This is a genomic window from Citrobacter sp. VF227, from assembly GCF_052950715.1.
This window is the reverse complement of sequence record NZ_JBRFVF010000001.1, coordinates 451,457-471,523: the sequence shown is the minus strand read 5'-3', so window position 1 is coordinate 471,523 and position 20,067 is coordinate 451,457. Positions and strand designations below refer to the sequence as shown.

20 protein-coding genes are annotated in these 20,067 nt (G+C 51.5%); 13 read left to right on the top strand and 7 right to left on the bottom strand.

Features of this window, described 5'->3' with window-relative positions; translation table 11 throughout:
* The first annotated feature begins 20 nt into the window (after positions 1-20).
* The 4 genes from hglS (at position 21) to rimL (ending at position 4,249) form a co-directional block, all read left to right on the top strand.
* Positions 21-1,364, top strand: coding sequence for a 2-oxoadipate dioxygenase/decarboxylase HglS (hglS, locus tag ACU8YC_RS02375; RefSeq protein ID WP_210905125.1), 1,344 nt, complete (start codon positions 21-23; stop codon positions 1,362-1,364).
* Positions 1,365-1,557: 193 nt separating this feature from the next.
* Positions 1,558-3,213, top strand: coding sequence for a glucan biosynthesis protein D (locus ACU8YC_RS02370; RefSeq protein ID WP_151225483.1), 1,656 nt, complete (start codon positions 1,558-1,560; stop codon positions 3,211-3,213).
* Between the two features lie 164 nt (positions 3,214-3,377).
* Positions 3,378-3,602 (top strand): YdcH family protein, encoded by a 225-nt coding sequence (locus ACU8YC_RS02365; RefSeq protein WP_003833168.1) that lies wholly within the window; start codon positions 3,378-3,380, stop codon positions 3,600-3,602.
* A gap of 101 nt (positions 3,603-3,703) precedes the next feature.
* On the top strand, positions 3,704-4,249 hold the full coding sequence (gene rimL / locus ACU8YC_RS02360) for a 50S ribosomal protein L7/L12-serine acetyltransferase (RefSeq protein ID WP_151225482.1): 546 nt from the start codon (positions 3,704-3,706) through the stop codon (positions 4,247-4,249).
* On the opposite strand, the gene ydcK is transcribed toward rimL, so the two are convergent.
* Complete coding sequence (ydcK, locus tag ACU8YC_RS02355; protein ID WP_187252380.1) at positions 4,241-5,221, bottom strand: YdcK family protein; 981 nt, start codon at positions 5,219-5,221, stop codon at positions 4,241-4,243. The genes rimL and ydcK overlap by 9 nt on opposite strands.
* A gap of 113 nt (positions 5,222-5,334) precedes the next feature.
* On the opposite strand from ydcK, the gene tehA reads away from it, so the two are divergent.
* From tehA to ACU8YC_RS02340, 3 genes are all read left to right on the top strand, one after another.
* Positions 5,335-6,336 carry a dicarboxylate transporter/tellurite-resistance protein TehA gene (tehA, locus tag ACU8YC_RS02350; protein ID WP_446894980.1) on the top strand — a complete coding sequence of 334 codons (1,002 nt, stop codon included), beginning with the start codon at positions 5,335-5,337 and terminating at the stop codon, positions 6,334-6,336.
* Positions 6,336-6,932: a tellurite resistance methyltransferase TehB gene (tehB, locus tag ACU8YC_RS02345; RefSeq protein ID WP_187252382.1), complete on the top strand. Its 597-nt coding sequence runs from the start codon at positions 6,336-6,338 to the stop codon at positions 6,930-6,932. Before tehA ends, tehB begins: the two co-directional genes overlap by 1 nt.
* 142 nt (positions 6,933-7,074) lie before the next feature.
* A complete protein-coding gene (locus tag ACU8YC_RS02340; protein WP_151219288.1) occupies positions 7,075-7,746 on the top strand; it encodes a DUF3313 domain-containing protein in 672 nt (223 codons plus the stop codon).
* Between the two features lie 36 nt (positions 7,747-7,782).
* On the opposite strand, the gene ACU8YC_RS02335 is transcribed toward ACU8YC_RS02340, so the two are convergent.
* The gene (locus ACU8YC_RS02335; protein ID WP_187259624.1) at positions 7,783-8,691 is read right to left on the bottom strand and encodes a DMT family transporter; all 909 of its coding nucleotides are present in this window, start codon (positions 8,689-8,691) and stop codon (positions 7,783-7,785) included.
* A 186-nt stretch (positions 8,692-8,877) separates the two neighbouring features.
* Here ACU8YC_RS02335 and ACU8YC_RS02330 point away from each other — a divergent pair, with 186 nt between their 5' ends.
* Positions 8,878-9,747 carry an AraC family transcriptional regulator gene (locus ACU8YC_RS02330; protein ID WP_151225481.1) on the top strand — a complete coding sequence of 290 codons (870 nt, stop codon included), beginning with the start codon at positions 8,878-8,880 and terminating at the stop codon, positions 9,745-9,747.
* Here ACU8YC_RS02330 and ACU8YC_RS02325 read toward each other — a convergent pair.
* Complete coding sequence (locus ACU8YC_RS02325; RefSeq protein WP_446894979.1) at positions 9,730-10,896, bottom strand: benzoate/H(+) symporter BenE family transporter; 1,167 nt, start codon at positions 10,894-10,896, stop codon at positions 9,730-9,732. The genes ACU8YC_RS02330 and ACU8YC_RS02325 overlap by 18 nt on opposite strands.
* 105 nt (positions 10,897-11,001) lie before the next feature.
* On the opposite strand from ACU8YC_RS02325, the gene ACU8YC_RS02320 reads away from it, so the two are divergent.
* Together ACU8YC_RS02320 and ACU8YC_RS02315 are read left to right on the top strand one after the other, a co-directional pair.
* Positions 11,002-11,538 (top strand): helix-turn-helix domain-containing protein, encoded by a 537-nt coding sequence (locus ACU8YC_RS02320; RefSeq protein ID WP_151219286.1) that lies wholly within the window; start codon positions 11,002-11,004, stop codon positions 11,536-11,538.
* A gap of 79 nt (positions 11,539-11,617) precedes the next feature.
* On the top strand, positions 11,618-13,579 hold the full coding sequence (locus ACU8YC_RS02315; protein ID WP_151219285.1) for a peptidase U32 family protein: 1,962 nt from the start codon (positions 11,618-11,620) through the stop codon (positions 13,577-13,579).
* 3 nt (positions 13,580-13,582) lie between these two features.
* Here the strand turns inward: ACU8YC_RS02315 and ACU8YC_RS02310 are convergent, their stop codons facing one another.
* From ACU8YC_RS02310 to ACU8YC_RS02295, 4 genes are all read right to left on the bottom strand, one after another.
* Positions 13,583-13,813, bottom strand: a complete 231-nt coding sequence (locus tag ACU8YC_RS02310) for a DUF2554 family protein (protein WP_151219503.1) — start codon at positions 13,811-13,813, stop codon at positions 13,583-13,585.
* Positions 13,814-14,002: 189 nt separating this feature from the next.
* On the bottom strand, positions 14,003-14,128 hold the full coding sequence (locus ACU8YC_RS02305; RefSeq protein ID WP_005126742.1) for a DUF2474 domain-containing protein: 126 nt from the start codon (positions 14,126-14,128) through the stop codon (positions 14,003-14,005).
* The gene (gene cydB / locus ACU8YC_RS02300) at positions 14,128-15,138 is read right to left on the bottom strand and encodes a cytochrome d ubiquinol oxidase subunit II (protein ID WP_210905119.1); all 1,011 of its coding nucleotides are present in this window, start codon (positions 15,136-15,138) and stop codon (positions 14,128-14,130) included. The genes ACU8YC_RS02305 and cydB overlap by 1 nt, the downstream gene beginning before the upstream one ends.
* Entirely contained in the window at positions 15,138-16,541 is a 1,404-nt protein-coding gene (locus ACU8YC_RS02295; protein ID WP_446894978.1) for a cytochrome ubiquinol oxidase subunit I, read from the bottom strand. The genes cydB and ACU8YC_RS02295 overlap by 1 nt, the downstream gene beginning before the upstream one ends.
* Positions 16,542-16,673: 132 nt before the next feature.
* On the opposite strand from ACU8YC_RS02295, the gene ACU8YC_RS02290 reads away from it, so the two are divergent.
* The 3 genes from ACU8YC_RS02290 to ydcS all read left to right on the top strand — a co-directional run bounded on the left by ACU8YC_RS02290 (position 16,674) and on the right by ydcS (position 20,061).
* The gene (locus ACU8YC_RS02290; protein WP_210905255.1) at positions 16,674-17,084 is read left to right on the top strand and encodes a type II toxin-antitoxin system HicB family antitoxin; all 411 of its coding nucleotides are present in this window, start codon (positions 16,674-16,676) and stop codon (positions 17,082-17,084) included.
* A gap of 92 nt (positions 17,085-17,176) precedes the next feature.
* A complete protein-coding gene (locus ACU8YC_RS02285; protein ID WP_252838803.1) occupies positions 17,177-18,586 on the top strand; it encodes an aminotransferase-like domain-containing protein in 1,410 nt (469 codons plus the stop codon).
* Between the two features lie 329 nt (positions 18,587-18,915).
* Positions 18,916-20,061, top strand: a complete 1,146-nt coding sequence (gene ydcS / locus ACU8YC_RS02280) for a putative ABC transporter substrate-binding protein YdcS (RefSeq protein ID WP_151219280.1) — start codon at positions 18,916-18,918, stop codon at positions 20,059-20,061.
* Positions 20,062-20,067: the final 6 nt, after the last annotated feature.

The window sequence follows — 20,067 nt, the reverse complement described above, 5'->3', positions numbered from 1 at the left end:
TTCACTGGAGGCATGACATTATGGCGAACACCATCACGGCAGATGAGATTCGGGAACAATTTTCGCAGGCAATGTCAGCAATGTACCAGCAGGAAGTCCCGCAATATGGCACGTTGCTGGAACTTGTCGCTGATGTGAATCTGGCGGTACTGGAAAATAATCCGACGTTGCATGAAAAACTGGCTAATGCGGATGAGCTGGCGCGGCTAAACGTTGAGCGCCACGGCGCTATTCGGGTGGGCACTGCGCAGGAACTTTCTACGCTGCGCCGGATGTTTGCGATTATGGGTATGTATCCGGTGAGTTATTACGATCTCTCCCAGGCCGGCGTTCCCGTACATTCCACGGCTTTTCGGCCCATCGACGATGCGTCGCTTTCGCGCAATCCGTTTCGGGTATTTACCTCGTTATTACGCCTCGAATTAATCGAAAACGTCGCGTTGAGGCAAAAGGCCGCGGAGATCCTCGCGAAACGCGACATATTCACCCGTCGTTGTCACGAACTTCTGAATGAATATGATGCGCAGGGCAGTTTTACGCAGGCGCAGGCGCATGAGTTTGTGCATGAGGCGTTGGAAACCTTCCGCTGGCATCAGCATGCCACGGTTGATGAAGGAACCTACCACGCATTACATGACGAGCACCGACTGATTGCCGATGTGGTGTGCTTCCCTGGTTGTCATATCAACCATCTGACGCCGCGTACATTGGATATCGACCGGGTGCAGTCGATGATGCCCGAATGCGGTATTGAACCCAAAATACTGATTGAAGGGCCACCGCGTCGCGAGGTGCCCATTTTATTGCGTCAGACCAGTTTTAAAGCGCTTGAAGAACCGGTGTGGTTTGCCGGGGAGATGCGCGGCACCCACACGGCGCGTTTCGGTGAGATCGAACAGCGCGGCGTGGCCCTGACGCCGAAAGGCAGAGCACTGTATGACGAACTGCTGAATAAGGCGGGAATGGGAAAAGACAACCTGACGCATCAGTTGCATCTTCAGGAAGTGTTCAAAGCATTCCCGGACAGCGAGTTTTTGCTGCGCCAGCAAGGGCTCGCCTGGTTCCGTTATCGCCTGACACCGTCGGGCGAGGCGCATCGACAGGCAATCCGTCCGGATGACGACCCGCAGCCGCTCATTGAGCGAGGCTGGTTGGTTGCGCAACCCATCACCTACGAAGATTTTTTACCGGTAAGTGCCGCAGGAATTTTCCAGTCAAATCTGGGGAATGAAACGCAGGCTCGCAGCCATGGAAATTCCAGCCGCGACGCGTTTGAACAGGCGCTGGGTTGCGCGGTGTATGATGAGTTTGCGCTGTATCAGGAGGCGCAAGATCGAAGTAAACGTCGCTGTGGTTTACTTTAACGGAATTTACATGGGATTCGGCCTGTTCCCATCGACATAAAATATTTTCGATTTTGTACAGATAATCGGCGACCAACAATTGGATTATTAATGAATTTTGTCTAGAGTGAGCGGTCAGAAATGTGCACTCTCTTGCCGCTGATTATGACCGGCGCGGGACCATTTACACGACCAGAAGGATTCACTTTCAGGCATGAATCGCAGACGATTTATTAAAGGTTCAATGGCAGTGGCCGCCGTGTGCGGAACCAGTGGTATTGCATCACTCTTTTCCCGCGCCGCCTTTGCGGCAGAGTCTGACATTGCAGACGGAAAAACCGTTCGTTTTGATTTTTCCGTTCTGCAATCGATGGCTCATGATTTAGCACAGAAGCCATGGGGTGGCGCACCGCGCGCGTTACCTGACACGCTGGCGAAACTGACGCCGCAGGCCTACAACAGCATTCAATATGACGCAGAGCAGTCTCTGTGGAACAATGTTGAAAATCGTCAGCTTGATGCGCAATTCTTCCACGTGGGAATGGGCTTCCGTCGCCGTGTACGCATGTTCTCGGTTGATGCCAGTACGCATATGGCACGTGAAATTCACTTCCGTCCGGAACTGTTTAAATACAATGATGCGGGCGTGGATACCAAACAACTGGAAGGGCAAACTGACCTCGGCTTCGCCGGGTTCCGCGTATTTAAGGCGCCAGAGCTGGCCCGTCGCGACATCGTTTCTTTCCTGGGCGCCAGTTATTTCCGCGCCGTGGATGACACCTACCAGTATGGATTATCGGCTCGCGGTCTGGCGGTAGATACCTACACCGACAGCAAAGAAGAGTTCCCTGATTTTACCGCTTTCTGGTTCGAAACGGTCAAACCGGGCGCAACCTCCTTTACCGTGTATGCGCTTCTTGATAGCCCAAGTGTTACTGGCGCATTCAAGTTCGTGATCCACTGTGAGAAAACGCAGGTGATCATGGATGTACAAAACCACATCTATGCGCGCAAAGACATCAAGCAGCTCGGCATTGCGCCGATGACCAGCATGTTTAGCTGCGGCAACAATGAACGTCGGATGTGCGACACCATTCACCCGCAAATTCATGACTCCGATCGTCTGGCTATGTGGCGAGGTAACGGCGAGTGGATCTGCCGCCCGCTGAATAACCCGCAAAAACTGCAGTTCAACGCCTATACCGATAACAACCCGAAAGGGTTTGGTTTGCTGCAGCTCGATCGCGACTTCTCACATTACCAGGACATCATGGGCTGGTACAACAAGCGTCCAAGTCTGTGGGTCGAACCGCGTAACCAGTGGGGCAAGGGGACTATCGGCCTGATGGAGATCCCGACGACCGGTGAAACGCTGGATAACGTCGTTTGCTTCTGGCAGCCGGAGAGGAAGATCAAAGCTGGCGATGAGCTGGAATTCAAATATCGCCTGTACTGGAGCGCTCAGCCGCCAGTGCGTTCGCCGCTGGCTCGCGTGATGGCGACCCGTACAGGCATGGGCGGTTTCCCGGAAGGATGGGCACCGGGCGAGCACTACCCGGAAAAATGGGCACGACGTTTTGCCGTTGATTTCGTCGGTGGCGATTTAAAAGCCGCCGCGCCGAAAGGTATTGAACCGGTAATTACGCTTTCGAGTGGTGAAGCGAAACAGATTGAGATCCTTTACGTTGAGCCTATCGACGGCTACCGCATCCAGTTTGACTGGTATCCGACCTCTGACTCAACCGATCCGGTAGATATGCGTATGTTCCTGCGTTGCCAGGGCGACGCTATCAGCGAAACCTGGCTGTATCAGTACTTCCCGCCAGCGCCGGATAAACGCCAGTACGTTGACGACCGCGAGATGCGTTGATCCTCATCTTTATGGCTCTCCGTCGGGGAGCCATATTCGTCATTTTCTTAAAAAACGCTGTACACTATTTACTCGATCCTGCTCGCATTTTTCCCTGACTTAAACCGATAAGCTGAAGGTGTGTATTTCTTATACACATTCTTGTCCACTAACAGGGAGAAAGTATGTTTCCAGAATACAGAGACCTTATTTCCCGACTGAAATCCGAGAACCCTCGCTTTCTGTCCTTATTCGAAAAACACAACAGCCTTGATCATGAGATCTCCAGACTGGAAGGTTCGGATGGTCGTGGGTATAGTTTGGACATTGTTCGCCTTAAGAAACAGAAACTCCACCTGAAGGAAGATCTGCTCAAAATATTGCAAAAAGAGAGTGTCAGTGAGAGCTAAATAAAACGGCACTTGCTGTGTAAAAGGGCTTCCAAAAGGGAGCCCTTCCTGTTTTATTTGATGAGCAGGGTTGCCTGCTGAACCAGCATAACGGAATAAAAATGTCAGAAGTGATTACCATCAATGAAACGCTGGAACTGCGTGCCGTAGAAGAACAACACGTCACGCCTCTGTATCAGCTTGTACTTAAAAATAAAAGCTGGCTCCAGCAGTCGCTGAACTGGCCGCAGTTTGTTACGTCAGAGGAAGACACCCGCAAGAACGTGCAAGGCAATATGATGTTGCATCAGCGCGGTTACGCCAAAATGTTCCTGATTTTTGCGCAAGGAAATATGGTCGGGGTTATCTCGTTTAACCAGATAGAACCGCTGAACAAAGCCGCGTATATCGGCTACTGGCTGGATGAGGAACATCAGGGCAAAGGGATCATGTCTCTGGCGCTACAGGCATTGATTCACCATTATGCGCAGCGTCAGGAGATCCGCCGCTTCGTGATTAAATGCCGCGTCGATAACCTTGAGAGTAATCAAGTGGCGCAGCGCAATGGCTTTTTGCTGGAAGGATGTATGAAACAGGCGGAGTTCCTCAATGGTGATTACCATGATGTGAATCTCTATGCCCGAATCATTGATAGCACCTCAGAATAAGCCTGCGATCGGTGTACGCGTAATGCGCTGCTCGCCGTTGATCACCTTCGGGCCGTGCAGATGAATGGCATCGCCATCAAATGCTTCAATATGCGCCTGGTCGCTTATTTCAATGTGATGCTCGATCAGCACTTCGCCCAGCACGCAGGCGTGGCCTTCAATCAGGATGTGGTCGTCAAGCAGGAGCGGCCCGCCGCGTAACTGCGCATGACCGCCGACGAGCACATGGTGCTTCAGTACGCAGTTGCCCTCGACCACCGCGTTTTCCGCCACCTGCGAGCTATAACGTAGGGTAGGAATGGCATCTTCATCGGTTCCGGCAATGACGTGTGCGTGTCCGTAGACTTTGGCGCAATCGCAGATCCAGACATTGTTCTCTGCATTACCTTCAATCCTTGCGCAATCAAACACTTCTGCCCGATGTTCAATAAAGGCATAGTTGATTTTTGCATCACCATAAAGTTGTGCCTGATGCACTACACGCGAGCTGCTGACAAAAGCGCGATCGTAAATTTGCAGGATCTGGTCATGTTCAGGGGTAAGTCCCCTGGCGGCAATGATTTCAGAGCCACACACCACGCGCGCATCACCGAAGAGAAGACACTCACCGCGAACGACTGAATCCTGAATAATGACATTGTCACGGATGTGAGCGTGATGACTGATCTCAGCCCGGTCAATCCACGCGGTATCGCCAATCTGAGCGCCATCTCTAACCACGCTTGCCTGCGTGATACGAGCATTTCCTGTAATTTTTGCGCCGGAAAAAGCGAGCGCGTTTTCATCGTAAATCCAGCAATCGCCGTTTTGCGACAGCACGCTTTCATTATCAATCCAGCCGCCGGGAGTACCGGCCTGGACATCATTAAAATCAGTGAGCGCAATGATTTGGCGTAGTAATACGCTTTTTTTATTGCCATTATCCTGATAACTAAAAGAGCGAGGTTCATCGCTTAGACGATATTTGGTCATAGCTCGTTTCCATGTTGCGCGCCTTAGTTAAACGTAGCAAAGTTTTCCGGACTGGCTAAATCAGCGGAAATTCCATAAAATGCATTTCAAATATACTTTAAAAAATAAACAAAATGAGTAAGAACAAGCACAGTGAACAGGTCCTCAATCTTCCTGCTGGTTATTTTGGCATGGTACTGGGCATCATAGGGATGGGATTTGCGTGGCGTTATGCCAGCCAGGTGTGGCCTGTAAGCCACTGGATCGGCGACGGTTTAGTCATCCTCGCAATGGTCATTTGGGGGCTGCTGACGCTGGCCTTTTTTAATCGTTTACTGCGTTTTCCACATAGCGTTTTGGCAGAGGTTCGCCACCCGGTGATGAGTAGCTTTGTCAGTCTGTTTCCGGCCACAACCATGCTGGTCTCGATTGGTTTTGTCCCGTGGTATCGACCACTGGCGCTTGGATTGTTCAGCATTGGGGTTGTGATCCAACTGGCGTACGCGGCGTGGCAAACCGCGGGACTATGGCGCGGGGAGCACCCAGAAGAAGCCACCACGCCGGGGCTGTATCTGCCGACTGTCGCCAATAACTTTATTAGTGCAATGGCCTGTGGTGCGCTGGGTTTCAACGACGCAGGGCTGGTTTTTTTGGGCGCTGGGGTATTTTCCTGGCTCAGCCTGGAGCCAGTGATCCTGCAACGTTTACGCAGTTGCGGCGAACTGCCAACGGTATTACGTACTTCGCTTGGCATTCAGTTGGCGCCTGCGCTGGTCGCCTGCAGCGCCTGGCTTAGCGTCAACGGCGGCGAGGGGGATACGTTGGCCAAAATGTTGTTCGGCTATGGTCTGCTGCAACTTCTTTTTATGCTACGCCTCATGCCGTGGTATCTGTCTCAGCCCTTTAATGCGTCTTTCTGGAGCTTCTCGTTTGGCGTGTCGGCTCTGGCGACAACGGGGCTGCATCTGGGAAACGGCAGCGAATCAGGATTTTTTCATACGCTGTCGATCCCACTGTTTATTTTTACCAATTTTATCATTGCATTATTACTGGTACGTACGTTTGCATTGCTGATGCAGGGAAAACTGCTCATCCGCACAGAGCGTACTGCATTACTGAAATCTGAGGATAAATAATGACCCTTTGCGACGAAAACTACTTTACTGAGAAATACGATTTAACCCGTACGCATTCCGATGTCGTAGAAGCAGCAAAAATTGTTAAGCCAGGTAAAACATTAGATCTGGGCTGCGGTAACGGTCGTAACAGCCTGTACCTGGCAGCAAACGGTTATGACGTAACAGCATGGGATAAAAATCCCATGAGCATCGCTAACCTTGAGCGTATCAAAGCAGCCGAAGGGCTGACTAATCTGCAGGCGAGCGTCGCGGACCTTAATGCGTTGAGTTTTGACGGTGAATACGACTTTATTCTGTCTACCGTAGTGCTGATGTTTCTCGAAGCGAAAACCATTCCGGGACTTATCGAAAATATGCAGCGTTGCACGAAATCGGGGGGATATAACTTAATCGTTGCGGCGATGGATACCGATGATTTCCCGTGCACCGTTGGCTTTCCGTTCGCGTTTAAAGCGGGGGAGTTACGCAACTATTATCGCGGATGGGAACTGCTGAAATATAACGAAGACGTGGGCGAACTGCACCGTACAGATGAAAACGGCAATCGCATTAAGCTGCGTTTTGCGACTATGCTGGCCCGCAAAATCGGCTAATGGCTTATGCTCTGCGTTCAACGCTTTTACGTCGAACGCAGAAAGAAAATTTGTGTGATGCGTACCATTTTTCGCACAACTAGCATGGTTTCCTTTTGCTACTATTTCAGATGCATATCTGCAAATACTAAGGGATCATTCCATGCGTGCTCAAACTTTATTTAAAGTTGCAGTGCTTACGGGTTTACTGGCGTTATCAGGCTGTGCGTCAAAAATCACGCAGCCGGATAAATATTCAGGTTTTTTAAAAAATTACTCAGGCCTGAAGGAAACGAAATCGGCAACAGGACAACCTGTGCTGCGTTGGGTTGATCCCAACTTCAATGAGTCCAACTATGACAGTATTGTGTATAACCCGATAACCTATTATCCGATTCCTAAACCAACGACTCAGGTTGGACAACAGGTGCTGGATAAACTGTTGAGCTATACCAATACGCAGATGAAAACCGCGATTAGCAAACGTAAACCTCTGGTGACGACCCCCGGTCCGCGTAGCCTGATTTTCCGTGGCGCGATTACCGGTGTTGCAACCAGCAAAGAAGGGCTGCAGTTCTATGAAGTCGTTCCGGTTGCGTTGCTTGTAGCGGGTACACAAATGGCGACAGGCCACCGTACCATGGATACTCACCTCTATTTTGAAGGTGAGTTGATCGATGCAGCAACCAACAAGCCAGTGATTAAAGTGGTACGGCAGGGTGAAGGTAAAGACCTGAACAACGAAAGTACGCCAATGGCGTTCGAAACGTTGAAGAAAGTTGTTGATGACATGGCGACAGATGCCTCCATGTTTGATGTCAACACAAAACCGTAATGCTGAGCGCACCATCTTTGGATGGTGCGTTTTTTATTATGCCGTCCGACGGCGGTAAAGCAGTTTTCCCATTAACGCCTCCGGGCGAGCAAACATCACCAGATTACCCAGCAAAATCAGCAGTAATCCAGCAATTGCGTTAACCTGCCAGATGTATCCTTCATACAATGTTGACAGCGTCAGCGCGACCAGCGGGAAAAGCAGCGTACTGTATGCCGCCTTACTGGGACCAATACGCCCTACGAGTGTGAAATAGGCACCGAAAGCAATCACCGAGCCAAAAATAGCCAGATATAACAGCGCGCTAATATAGCTGAAAGTCCACTGCGGCATGAAGTTATCCCCGCGCACCAGCGCAATAACGGCGATCAATAGCGTGCCATACAGCATGGCCCAGCTGTTGGTGGTTAATACTTCCAGCCCTTTTTTCTGGTGACGTAGGCTTATCATATTGCCCAATGAGAAACCAAAAGTACCAAGGGCGCTTAAGCCAATGCCCAGCAGCAGCGAATGGTTGAATCCGCTGTTGAGCAAATCCTGCCAGAACAAAGTGACAATGCCCGTCAATCCCAGGCCGGCTGCAATATAGAAACGCAGCGGTGGTTTTTGCCCAAAAAAGATAAAACTATTGACCGCATTGAACAGAACGGCCATTGAGAAAATTACCGACTCCAGGCCGGTATTAATCCATGCCGCAGCTGTGTAAAAACACCAGAAGTTGAAGCAAAAAACGCATCCACCTTGCAACAGGCAAAACAGATGATCGCGACCGGACAGTTTGCGTAATTTCCCGCTAACCAGAAGGGCAACAATCATTACCGAGCTGGCCACGGCAAAGCGCCAAAAGATAGAAACCGGGGCAGAAACAGGGCCTTGCTGCAAATAAATCGCAATCCATGTTGTTCCCCAAATGACGACGACCAGACAGTACAACAGTGCGTTCATACAACTCTCTCATTTTTGTAATCAGGCTCACACTGTGTCACGGCTGGCGGCAGGGGGCTTTCATCGGCTTGCGGCGAACTTGCAAAATCTTGCGCTTTTTTAGCGTAAGAAACGAAAAGTTGGCTGTTAACAACATGTAGCTGATATAGACTGAAAGCCTGCTAATCTATTTTTGAACGTGATGGTATGTCTCAGCCCTACGATGCCTTTGAAAAATTACGCAAACATAATGCCGTGCTGCATGAATCAGTTGCGTTACATTCGGGGATCCAACTGGCCGCCTGGTCAAACAAGCGCGATACTATTACCCAGTATTGCGATCACCACACGCTCAGTTTATACATCGCGGATGGCTACGAGAGTTATCACAAGACGGCGGAAGGCTGGAAGAATGGCGGCGGGCCGGATCGTTTTTGCCTGATGCCAAAAGAGAGCGAATCCAGTTGGGATATTCGCGACGACCTTTCCTTCGTTCACCTCTATTGTACGGATACCCATCTGCGCGAAGTGGGTGAAAAAGTCTGGGACAAAAGCCCCTATAGCTTCACGCTGGACGAGCATACATTTGGCAGCGATCCGGGGATCACAGCGGTTTATCGTCAGTTTTTGCTCGGTAACGACTGGCAGCAACCGGCCAATCATCTTACGCTCAGCGCCGCATCTTCACTGCTGCTAACGCATCTGATCCAGCATTACAGCAATGTACAATGGCGGTTGCCCACAGTCACAGGAGGGCTTGCACCTGCCACTTTGCGTAATGTGCTGGCCTATATTGAAGCGCATCTGGCGCACCCGATAACCCTGAGCGATCTGGCAAGCGAGGCGGCGCTTAGTGATTTCCACTTTGCCAGAATGTTTCGCCAGTCGATGAATATGGCGCCGCACCAGTATGTGATGCAACGTCGGATGGCGCTGGCGCAGAATCTGGTTTGTTATTCTTCACGCAGTTTGTCGGATATTGCGATGGCCTGTGGGTTTAGTTCGGCGAGTCATTTTAGTAACCGGTTTAAACAGGTAACGGGTAAAACGCCAACGCAGTTACGTGCGGCGAAATAACGTCAAGACTGCGTAGCAAAAACCGCCGACGACCAGCCCCCAGAATGCAGACCCAACACCCCACAACGTCAGACCGCTGGCCGTGACCAGAAAAGTAACGATAGCCGCATCGCGCTCGGCCTCATTATGCAGTGCCTGATACAAACTTCCGCTAATCGTACCGAGCAAGGCGAGGCCAGCCAGCATCTGGATCCAACTTACGGGCAGGGCCGCCATCAGTCCTGTGACCGAACCACCAAAAACCCCGGCCAGTAGATAGAAAACGCCTGCCGCTGCGGCGGCGAGCCAGCGTCGTTTGGCATCAGGATGTGCTTCGGGACTTTGGCAAATTGCTGCGGTTATGGCGGCAATACAAATAGAGTAAACGCCAAAAGGCGAAAACAGCAGCGCCAACAGGCCAGTGAAAACAATCAGTGGTGATACGGGTAACGCATAGCCTGATGCTTTCATGGTGGCAATGCCTGGAGCATTTTGCGAGGCCATGGTGACCAGAAACAGCGGCAGCGCAATGCTGATACTGTGGGCAAATGAAAAGTGTGGGGCAATAAATTCAGGAAATACCGGCGACAGATTAACACCGCTAGTGACAACGTCACCTTTAATCAGCGCAATGGCGATACCTACCAGCATCGCGGCGAGCGTCGCATACCGTGGGGCGATGACTTTACACACCAGCCATGCCAGCAGCATGCTCCCGCATAAGATAAGTTCGTTATTCAGGCTATTAAATGCCTGCAAACCAAAACGCAGCAGGATCCCGGCCAGCATGGCAGATGCCAGTGAATGCGGAATGATTTTCATCAAACGGGCAAACAGCCCGGTTACGCCGCACAGCACAATCAGCGCATTAGCCACAATAAAAATGCCGATAGCATCCTGAATCGTGATGCCTTGCAGGCCCGTAACCAGCAGCGCGGCACCGGGCGTTGACCATGCGGTGAGAACAGGGGCGCGATACCATAATGTCAGCGCCAGCGTACTGACACCCATTGCTATCCCCAGCGAGGTCATCCAGCCCGCGATTTGTTCAGTCGTCGCCCCTGCGGCCAGAGCGGCTTGCCAGATGATGGCTGCGGAGCTGGCATAGCCGACCAGGACAGCCACAAAACCGGACAGAACGGTAGGCAGAGGGATAGAAAATGCGCGCATATTCACTCCTTGTGCGTTATAACGGTCAGGCACTGTAACACTGTGCGTTATAGCGTACAAGTGCTAAACTGTAGGTCCGTGAAAGGAGACCGATGAAGGAGAAAAATGGACAACTTAACCCAGTATCTGGCTACTACGCTCCGGACGTTACGTCACCAGCGAGAATGGAGCCTTTCACGCCTGGCGGAGGAAACCGGTGTATCAAAAGCCATGTTGGGGCAAATTGAGCGCAACGAGTCCAGCCCAACGGTGGCGACATTGTGGAAAATTGCCACTGGACTGAACGTGCCGTTTTCGACGTTTATTTCACCGCCAGAGTCAGACAATACGCCGGCATTTGATCCTCAGCAGCAGGCGATGGTCGTCACATCGCTGTTCCCGTGGGATCCGCAACTGTGCTTCGATCATTTTTCAATCCTGCTGGCACCCGGTGCACTCAGCGAATCAACTCCGCATGAATCCGGGGTTATCGAGCATGTTGTGGTGATTAACGGACTGCTGGATATGTGTATTGAGGGGCAGTGGCGTACCATTACATCCGGCGAGGGAGTTCGTTTTGCCGGAGACAGGGCACATAGCTACCGTAACAGCAGCGAACAAACGGTGCACTTTCATTCGCTGATCCATTACCGACGTGGTTAATCGGGAAAACTATTCCGAAACGCCCCGTTTGTGACTACAATAACCGCCATTTTTACCGCTTGTGGATGATAACAACTGTATGCGCCAGCAGCCTCATCACCTTGAATTGTTAAGCCCGGCCCGGGATACCGCCATTGCCCGTGAAGCCATTTTGCACGGCGCAGACGCCGTTTACATTGGCGGCCCGGGTTTTGGCGCGCGTCATAACGCCAGTAACAGTCTGAAAGATATTGCCGAACTAGTGCCTTTCGCCCATCGCTACGGGGCGAAAATCTTTGTGACGCTAAATACCATTTTGCACGATGATGAACTGGAACCCGCACAACGGTTAATTACCGATCTGTATCAGACCGGTGTTGATGCCCTGATTGTGCAGGATATGGGGATTCTGGAACTGGATATTCCCCCCATTGAGCTGCATGCCAGCACCCAATGTGATATTCGCAGTGTTGAGAAGGCGAAGTTTCTTGCTGATGTCGGATTCACCCAGATTGTCCTGGCGCGCGAACTGAGCCTTGAGCAAATTAACGCCATCCATCAGGCTACTGACGCAACCATTGAATTTTTCATCCACGGTGCGCTGTGCGTTGCCTATTCAGGCCAGTGTTATATTTCTCATGCTCAAACCGGACGCAGTGCTAACCGTGGCGACTGTTCTCAGGCCTGCCGCCTGCCGTATACCCTGAAAGACGATCAGGGGCGCGTGGTGTCCTATGAAAAACACCTGCTGTCGATGAAAGACAACGATCAGACCGCCAACCTCGGCGCATTGATTGACGCAGGTGTGCGTTCCTTCAAAATTGAAGGGCGCTACAAAGACATGAGCTATGTGAAGAATATTACCGCGCATTATCGTCAGATGCTGGACGCTATCATCGAAGAGCGGGGAGATTTGGCCCGTTCTTCAGCTGGACGCACAGAACATTTCTTCACCCCGTCTACGGAGAAAACCTTCCATCGCGGCAGTACTGATTACTTTGTAAATGCCCGTAAGGCCGATATCGGCGCATTCGACTCTCCAAAGTTTATTGGCCTGCCGATTGGTGAAGTCCTGAAGGTGGCAAAAGATCATCTCGATGTTGAGGTGACAGAACCGCTGGCGAACGGGGATGGTCTGAACGTGTTAATCAAGCGTGAGGTCGTCGGATTTCGCGCTAACACCGTTGAAAAAACCGGGCACAATCGTTATCGGGTGTGGCCGAATGAAATGCCCGTCGATCTGCACAAAGTTCGTGCTAACCATCCGCTGAATCGCAACCTCGATCATAACTGGCAACAGGCGCTGACCAAAACCTCCAGCGAACGCCGCGTTGCGGTCGATATTGAACTGGGCGGCTGGCAGGAACAGTTAATCCTGACGCTCACCAGCGAGGAGGGCGTGAGTATCACCCATACGCTGGATGGTCAGTTTGAGGAAGCGAACAATGCGGAAAAAGCGTTGAACAATCTGCAGGATGGCCTGGCAAAGCTCGGACAAACGATGTATTACGCCCGCGATATTCAGATCAACTTGCCGGGGGCATTGTTCGTACCAAACGGTCAACTGAATCAGTTGCGACGTGAAGCTGTCGACATGCTGGATGCCGCGCGTTTGCAAAATTATCAGCGGGGCAGTCGTAAACCGGTCGTACAACCGGCGCCGGTTTATCCGCAAACGCATCTGAGTTTCCTGTCTAACGTCTACAACCATAAAGCGCGTGAGTTTTATCACCGCTATGGTGTGCAGTTGATTGATGCCGCCTATGAAGCGCATGAAGAAAAGGGCGATGTACCGGTGATGATCACCAAACATTGTCTGCGTTTCGCCTTTAACCTGTGTCCGAAACAGGCGAAAGGGAACATCAAGAGCTGGAAAGCCACGCCGATGCAACTGGTTAACGGCGATGAAGTCCTGACGCTGAAATTTGATTGCCGACCGTGCGAAATGCACGTGATCGGCAAGATGAAACATCACATTCTGAAGATGCCATTGCCTGGCAGTATAGTGGCTTCCGTCAGCCCCGAAGACCTGATGAAGACACTGCCGAAGCGTAAAGGCTGACGGTTAACTCATATGGATATCGGGTTTTCGTGATTTTTGCCAGTGATGGTGCTCGCGAAGAGTGGCGGCGGATTCTTCCGCCGTCACTCGCAGCTCATCGCTGTCGGCCGTGTGTCGTAATACGTGATCGGCATCCTGTACCTGAAGATATTCATGTCCCTGATTAGTCGCGAAAAGCTGACCAGAAAAAAGCGCGCTGGCCAGCAATAACACCGTTAACCCTTTCTTAAACATCATGCACCCTCTGGTACGTTAGCTGCGGAATTGGCGATAATTTCACCTTGTGACTATTCAATATTTTAATCGGGATAATGGCAATCTCTGTTTTGCCAATTCGATGTTTTTTACATTTTTGTTTAGCCAGCATTAGGATTTGTAACAACCGGGAAGCACAGGGCGACTCGGTTGTTACCGGGGGGAAAATCAGGACTTAAACCCAGCAGCGGTCATCAGTAAGCGAAAGAATGAACCGACGGCCGCCAGGGCCAGCACACTGCCGCCCCAGAGAATGACCAGCCACATCAGACGTTTCCAGATAGATTGTTGCATTAATGATACCCCTCACCATGTTGAACTTTGCCGCGGAAAACGTAGTAGCTCCAGAAGGTATACACCAGGATTATTGGGATAATCAGCAGTGCGCCAACCAGCATAAAGCCCTGACTTTGCGCCGGAGCCGCCGCCTGCCAGAGCGTAATGGACGGTGGAATGATGTGTGGCCAAATGCTGATCCCCAGTCCGCTAAACCCGAGGAAAATCAGCCCCAGCGTCAAGACAAAAGGCAGAGTATGGCTGTTTCGCTGGCCCAGCGCGCGCCACAACCAGAGGCTAATTAACGCAACCAGCAGCGGAACCGGCAGCAGGAACCACAGGTTGGGCAGGCTAAACCAACGCACGGCAATAGCATTGTGCGCCAACGGCGTCCACAGGCTGATAATGGCAATGACAACCAACATCGCCAGCAGTAGTTTTTTTGCCACGCCGCGCATTTTATCCTGTAACGGGTTTTCGCTTTTCATCACCAGCCATGTTGCTCCCAGCAGGGCGTAGGCCACCACGAGACCAATGCCGCAGAACAGCGTAAACGGGGTCATCCAGTCGAAAGGACCGCCGCTGTAGCTGCGACCGGTAACGGAAAATCCGTTGAGTACAGCACCCACCACCACGCCCTGGGTGAATGTCGCCAGAATTGAACCGCCGAGAAAGGCTTTATCCCAGAATGGTCGATGCGCCGGTGTAGCCTTGAAGCGAAACTCGAACGCGACGCCGCGAAATATCAGGCCGATTAGCATCAGGGTCAACGGGATCGTCAGCGCATCGACAATCACTGCATAGGCCAGCGGGAACGCACCAAATAACCCGGCCCCCCCCAGAACAAGCCAGGTTTCATTCCCGTCCCATACCGGAGCGACGCTGTTAACCATCACGTCGCGATCATCAGCGTCCTGAATAGCGGGAAATAAAATACCGATCCCGAGGTCAAAACCGTCCATCACGATATACATCAGCGTGGCGAACACGATAATCACAAACCAGATAACTGATAAATCGATACCCATTAGCGATGTGCCTCCGGTTGAGAATCGAGGACTGCGGCAGAAAGCGGCCGGGCAGGTGTGCCGGTTGGCGGAATGGTCGGGTCATCTTCCTGCGGCCCTTTACGGATCAAGCGGATCATGTAGCTGTAACCCACGCCAAATACCGAGCTATACACCACAAAGAAGGACAGCAGGCTGATACTCATATGTAAATTGCCATGAGCGGAAACCGCATCCGCTGTACGTTGCAGACCGTAAACCACCCACGGTTGACGGCCCACTTCAGTGGTCACCCAGCCAGCCAGAATGGCAATCAGACCGGAAGGGCCCATCAACAATGCAAAGCGCAAGAAAGCGCGCGAGGTGTATAAACGCTGCTTATAACGCAGCCACAAGGCAAACGCACCCAACAGGATCATCAGCATGCCTAGCCCCGCCATAATGCGAAACGACCAGAACACCATGGTGGAGTTGGGCCGGTCTTCTTTAGGAAACTCTTTCAGGGCCGGGACTTGTTTATCCAGACTATGGGTCAGGATCAGACTGCCCAGCGCAGGAATTTCCAGCCCATAGCGAGTGCGCTCTTGCTCCATATCCGGCCAGCCGAAGAGCAGCAGCGGGGTTGGTTCGCCTGGCGGATTTTCCCAGTGTCCCTCAATAGCGGCAATTTTTGCCGGTTGGTGTTTCAGCGTATTCAATCCGTGCATATCGCCAATCAAGGCCTGCAGTGGGGCGACGATTAGCGTCATCCACAGCGCCATCGAAAACATGGCGCGAATAGCGGGAGTGCTATTCCCACGCAGTAAATGCCATGCGGCTGAAGCCGCGACAAACAACGCGCTGCTGAGGAAAGCGGCAACGGACATATGCAACAAACGATAAGGGAATGAAGGATTGAAAATAACGGCGAACCAGTCGACGGGAACCACTTGCCCGTTAACGATTTCATAGCCTTGCGGTGTTTGCATCCAACTGTTGGAGGCGAGGATCCAGAAAGTAGAAATAATCGTACCCAGCGCAACCATACAAGTGGCGAAGAAGTGAAGTCCAGGACCAACCCGGTTCCAGCCAAACAGCATTACCCCAAGGAAGCCCGCTTCGAGGAAAAAGGCGGTTAACACCTCATAGGTCAGCAGCGGTCCGGTGATGCTTCCGGCAAACTCGGAAAAACCGCTCCAGTTCGTGCCGAACTGATAAGCCATCACCAGCCCGGAAACGACGCCCATACCAAAGTTTACGGCGAATATTTTCGACCAGAAATGGTATAGCGAACGCCAGGTGGGATTTTTTGTTTTTAGCCATAACCCCTCAAGCACCGCCAGATAACTGGCGAGGCCGATGGTAATGGCCGGAAAGATGATGTGAAAGGATACCGTAAACGCGAACTGGATCCTCGCCAGGTGAAACGCGTCAAGACCGAACATGCTTAACTCCGCAGGAAAAATTGATTTGGCGCAATTCTAAGCTTCGGAAGGAATGCGGGGCAGAAACAGAACAGTTCTTTTTAACCATAACAGTTGCAGTGCTGTTATAGGTTGTACACGCTGATATGAAATCTGGAAGCGAGTCTAACACCGGCAGTGGAAGGTGGGTTTGTGGTTTCTTTTCCGGATATTCCGGAAGCATTAACTCAGGAAAATACTCGCCATGACGCTTTCCAGGCCGCGCAGACTGCATTGATTACCGCTTTTGAATTCTATTTCGACGACAACGAGGCGATTCCACTCCCTTCGGCGGTTGGCGCTGAAGATACCTACGTAGAAATACCGCTGAGCGTTGCGTCTAAGGTTCTTCTGCTGAATGCCTTCCTTGAATCAAAAATCACCCAGCAGGAGCTGGCGAACAGGATCGGCAGACCTAAGCAGGAGATCACCCGTTTATTTGATTTAAAGCACACGACCAAAATTGATGCCGTACAGATTGCTGCTCGCGTCTTAGGCAAAGAACTGGCGTTAACGATGTTGTAAAACTGTTAACTATAACAGTTATAAAAAACACCCTGATTATGTAAACTGATATACACAGTGATTGTCACCGACACCGGTAATCAGGATCAAAAATGAAAAAGTATCAGCGACTGGCTGAGCAAATTCGCGATCAAATCGCGTCTGGCGTATGGCAGCCAGGCGATCGCCTGCCGTCACTGCGTGAACAGGTGGTCAGCAGCGGCATGAGTTTTATGACCGTCGGACACGCCTACCAACTGTTGGAAAGTCAGGGGCGGATTATTGCCCGACCGCAGTCGGGTTACTATGTCGCCGCGCGCCCACAACGTGAGCTGGCAGCACCGCAGGCACAGGTCATGCGCGATGAAGCAGTGGATATCAACACTTATATTTTTGATATGTTGCAAGCCAGTCGTGATGCGTCAGTAATGCCATTTGCCTCTGCATTCCCCGACCCGCGACTGTTTCCACTTCAGCAGTTGAACCGCTCGCTGGCGCAGGTGAGTAAAACCGCCACTGCTATGAGCGTGATCGAAAACCTGCCGCCGGGAAATGCAGAATTGCGCCATGCCATTGCCCGTCGCTATGCTCAACAGGGAATGACTATTTCACCTGATGAGATTGTGATCACCACCGGCGCGCTGGAAGCCCTCAACCTGAGCCTGCAGGCGGTGACCGAACCGGGGGATTGGGTGATTGTCGAAAACCCTTGTTTTTACGGCGCGTTGCAGGCTCTGGAGCGATTACGCCTGAAGGCGCTTGCGATTGCCACCGATGTCAAAGAGGGGATCGATCTGGCTGCGCTGGAGCAGGCGTTGCAGGAGTATCCGGTCAAAGCCTGCTGGCTGATGACTAACAGTCAAAATCCGCTGGGTTTTACGCTCAAACCAGAGAAAAAAGCGCACCTGGTGGCATTGCTGGAAAAATACCACGTGATGCTGATAGAGGATGATGTCTACAGCGAACTGTACTTTGGTCGTGAAAAACCGCAGCCCGCCAAGGCCTGGGATCGTGCTGACCGCGTTTTACATTGTTCGTCTTTCTCGAAGTGCCTCGTGCCCGGGTTCCGTGTGGGCTGGGTGGCGGCCGGGAAGCATGCCCGGCGTATTCAGCGACTTCAGCTAATGAGCACCTTATCCACCAGTTCCCCGATGCAGCTTGCACTGGTGGATTACTTGTCAACCCGGCGCTATGACGCACATCTGCGTCGCTTACGCCGCCAACTGGCAGAGCGCAAACAGCAGGCCTGGCAAACGTTGCTGCGTCATCTTCCGGCGGAAGTCAAAATTCACCACAACGACAGCGGCTATTTTTTATGGCTGGAATTACCAGAACCGCTTGATGCAGGCGAACTCACTACCCGGGCACTGGCGCACCATATCAGCATTGCGCCGGGAAAAATGTTTTCAACCTCGGGGAGTTGGACGCGTTTCTTTCGTTTTAATACCGCATGGCACTGGGGAGAACGTGAGGAACAGGCGGTGAAACAGTTGGGAAAATTAATTCGCGAGATGATGAAATAAAACGTAACGCGCTATTCAATATAAAAGAATAGCGCGTTCTTATTTTCGAAATAGAGAATACATAGCACTGATGTTATTTATATCGAGTGCTACCATACAAAAAATCAATAGTTCTTACTATTGCCACCTTTGCACCTAACTCCTTGTCTATACTCCAGAAGATTAAGCCTCATGGTCGGAGTCAGTCGCGTAATGAGCGTTAGCTCACAACCTGATTAAATTTCCTTGCGCCAGCAGGAACGCTTACCACACCCCGACTATTTTTAGGAAAGGACATATATTTACGGCAAGGCTGCCGCTCAATATTTTTTCGACAGGAGTAAGACGTTATGAGCAAGCAACTTGCCCTCAGTAGCCTCTGTGCCTTCAGCATGACGCTGATGACGGCGCAGGCAGCCGAACCCCCGACATCATTAAGTAAACCGGAAGGTCGTCTGGATATTATTGCCTGGCCGGGTTACATCGAGCGTGGACAAACTGATAAACAATATGATTGGGTCTCGCAGTTTGAGAAAGATACCGGCTGCGCGGTCAATGTTAAAACGGCGGCCACCTCTGATGAGATGGTCAGCCTGATGGCGAAAGGCGGCTACGACCTGGTTACCGCTTCCGGTGATGCTTCATTGCGACTGATTATGGGTAAACGCGTTCAGCCAATTAATACCGCGCTGATCCCTAACTGGAAAACCCTTGATCCGCGAGTGGTAAAAGGAGAGTGGTTTAACGTTGGGGGTAAAGTTTACGGTACGCCATACCAGTGGGGACCAAACCTGCTGATGTATAACACCAAAACCTTCCCAACGCCGCCGGACAGCTGGAACGTGGTATTCGTTGAACAAAATCTTCCTGACGGTAAAAGCAATAAAGGTCGCGTTCAGGCTTACGATGGCCCGATCTATATTGCCGACGCCGCGTTATTCGTTAAGGCCACTCAGCCGCAACTGGGTATTACCGATCCCTATCAGCTCACCGAACAGCAGTATCAGGCGGTTATCAAAGTCCTGAGCGATCAGCACGCGTTAATTCATCGCTATTGGCACGATACCACCGTGCAAATGAGCGACTTCAAAAATGAAGGTGTGGTGGCCTCAAGCGCCTGGCCTTATCAGGCTAACGCCCTGAAAGGGGAAGGTCAGCCGATTGCCACAGTTTTCCCAAAAGAAGGGGTTACTGGCTGGGCTGATACCACCATGCTGCACAGTCAGGCAAAACACCCGGTATGCGCTTATAAATGGATGAACTGGTCATTAACCCCGAAAGTACAGGGCGACGTAGCGGCATGGTTTGGTTCTCTGCCAGTGGTGCCGGAAGGCTGTAAAGCCAGCCCGTTACTGGGTGAAAAAGGCTGTGAAACCAACGGCTATAGCTATTTCGACAAAATTGCCTTCTGGAAAACGCCGATTGCCGAAGGCGGCAAATTCGTTCCTTACAGTCGCTGGACGCAGGATTACATCGCCATTATGGGTGGTCGTTAATTCCGC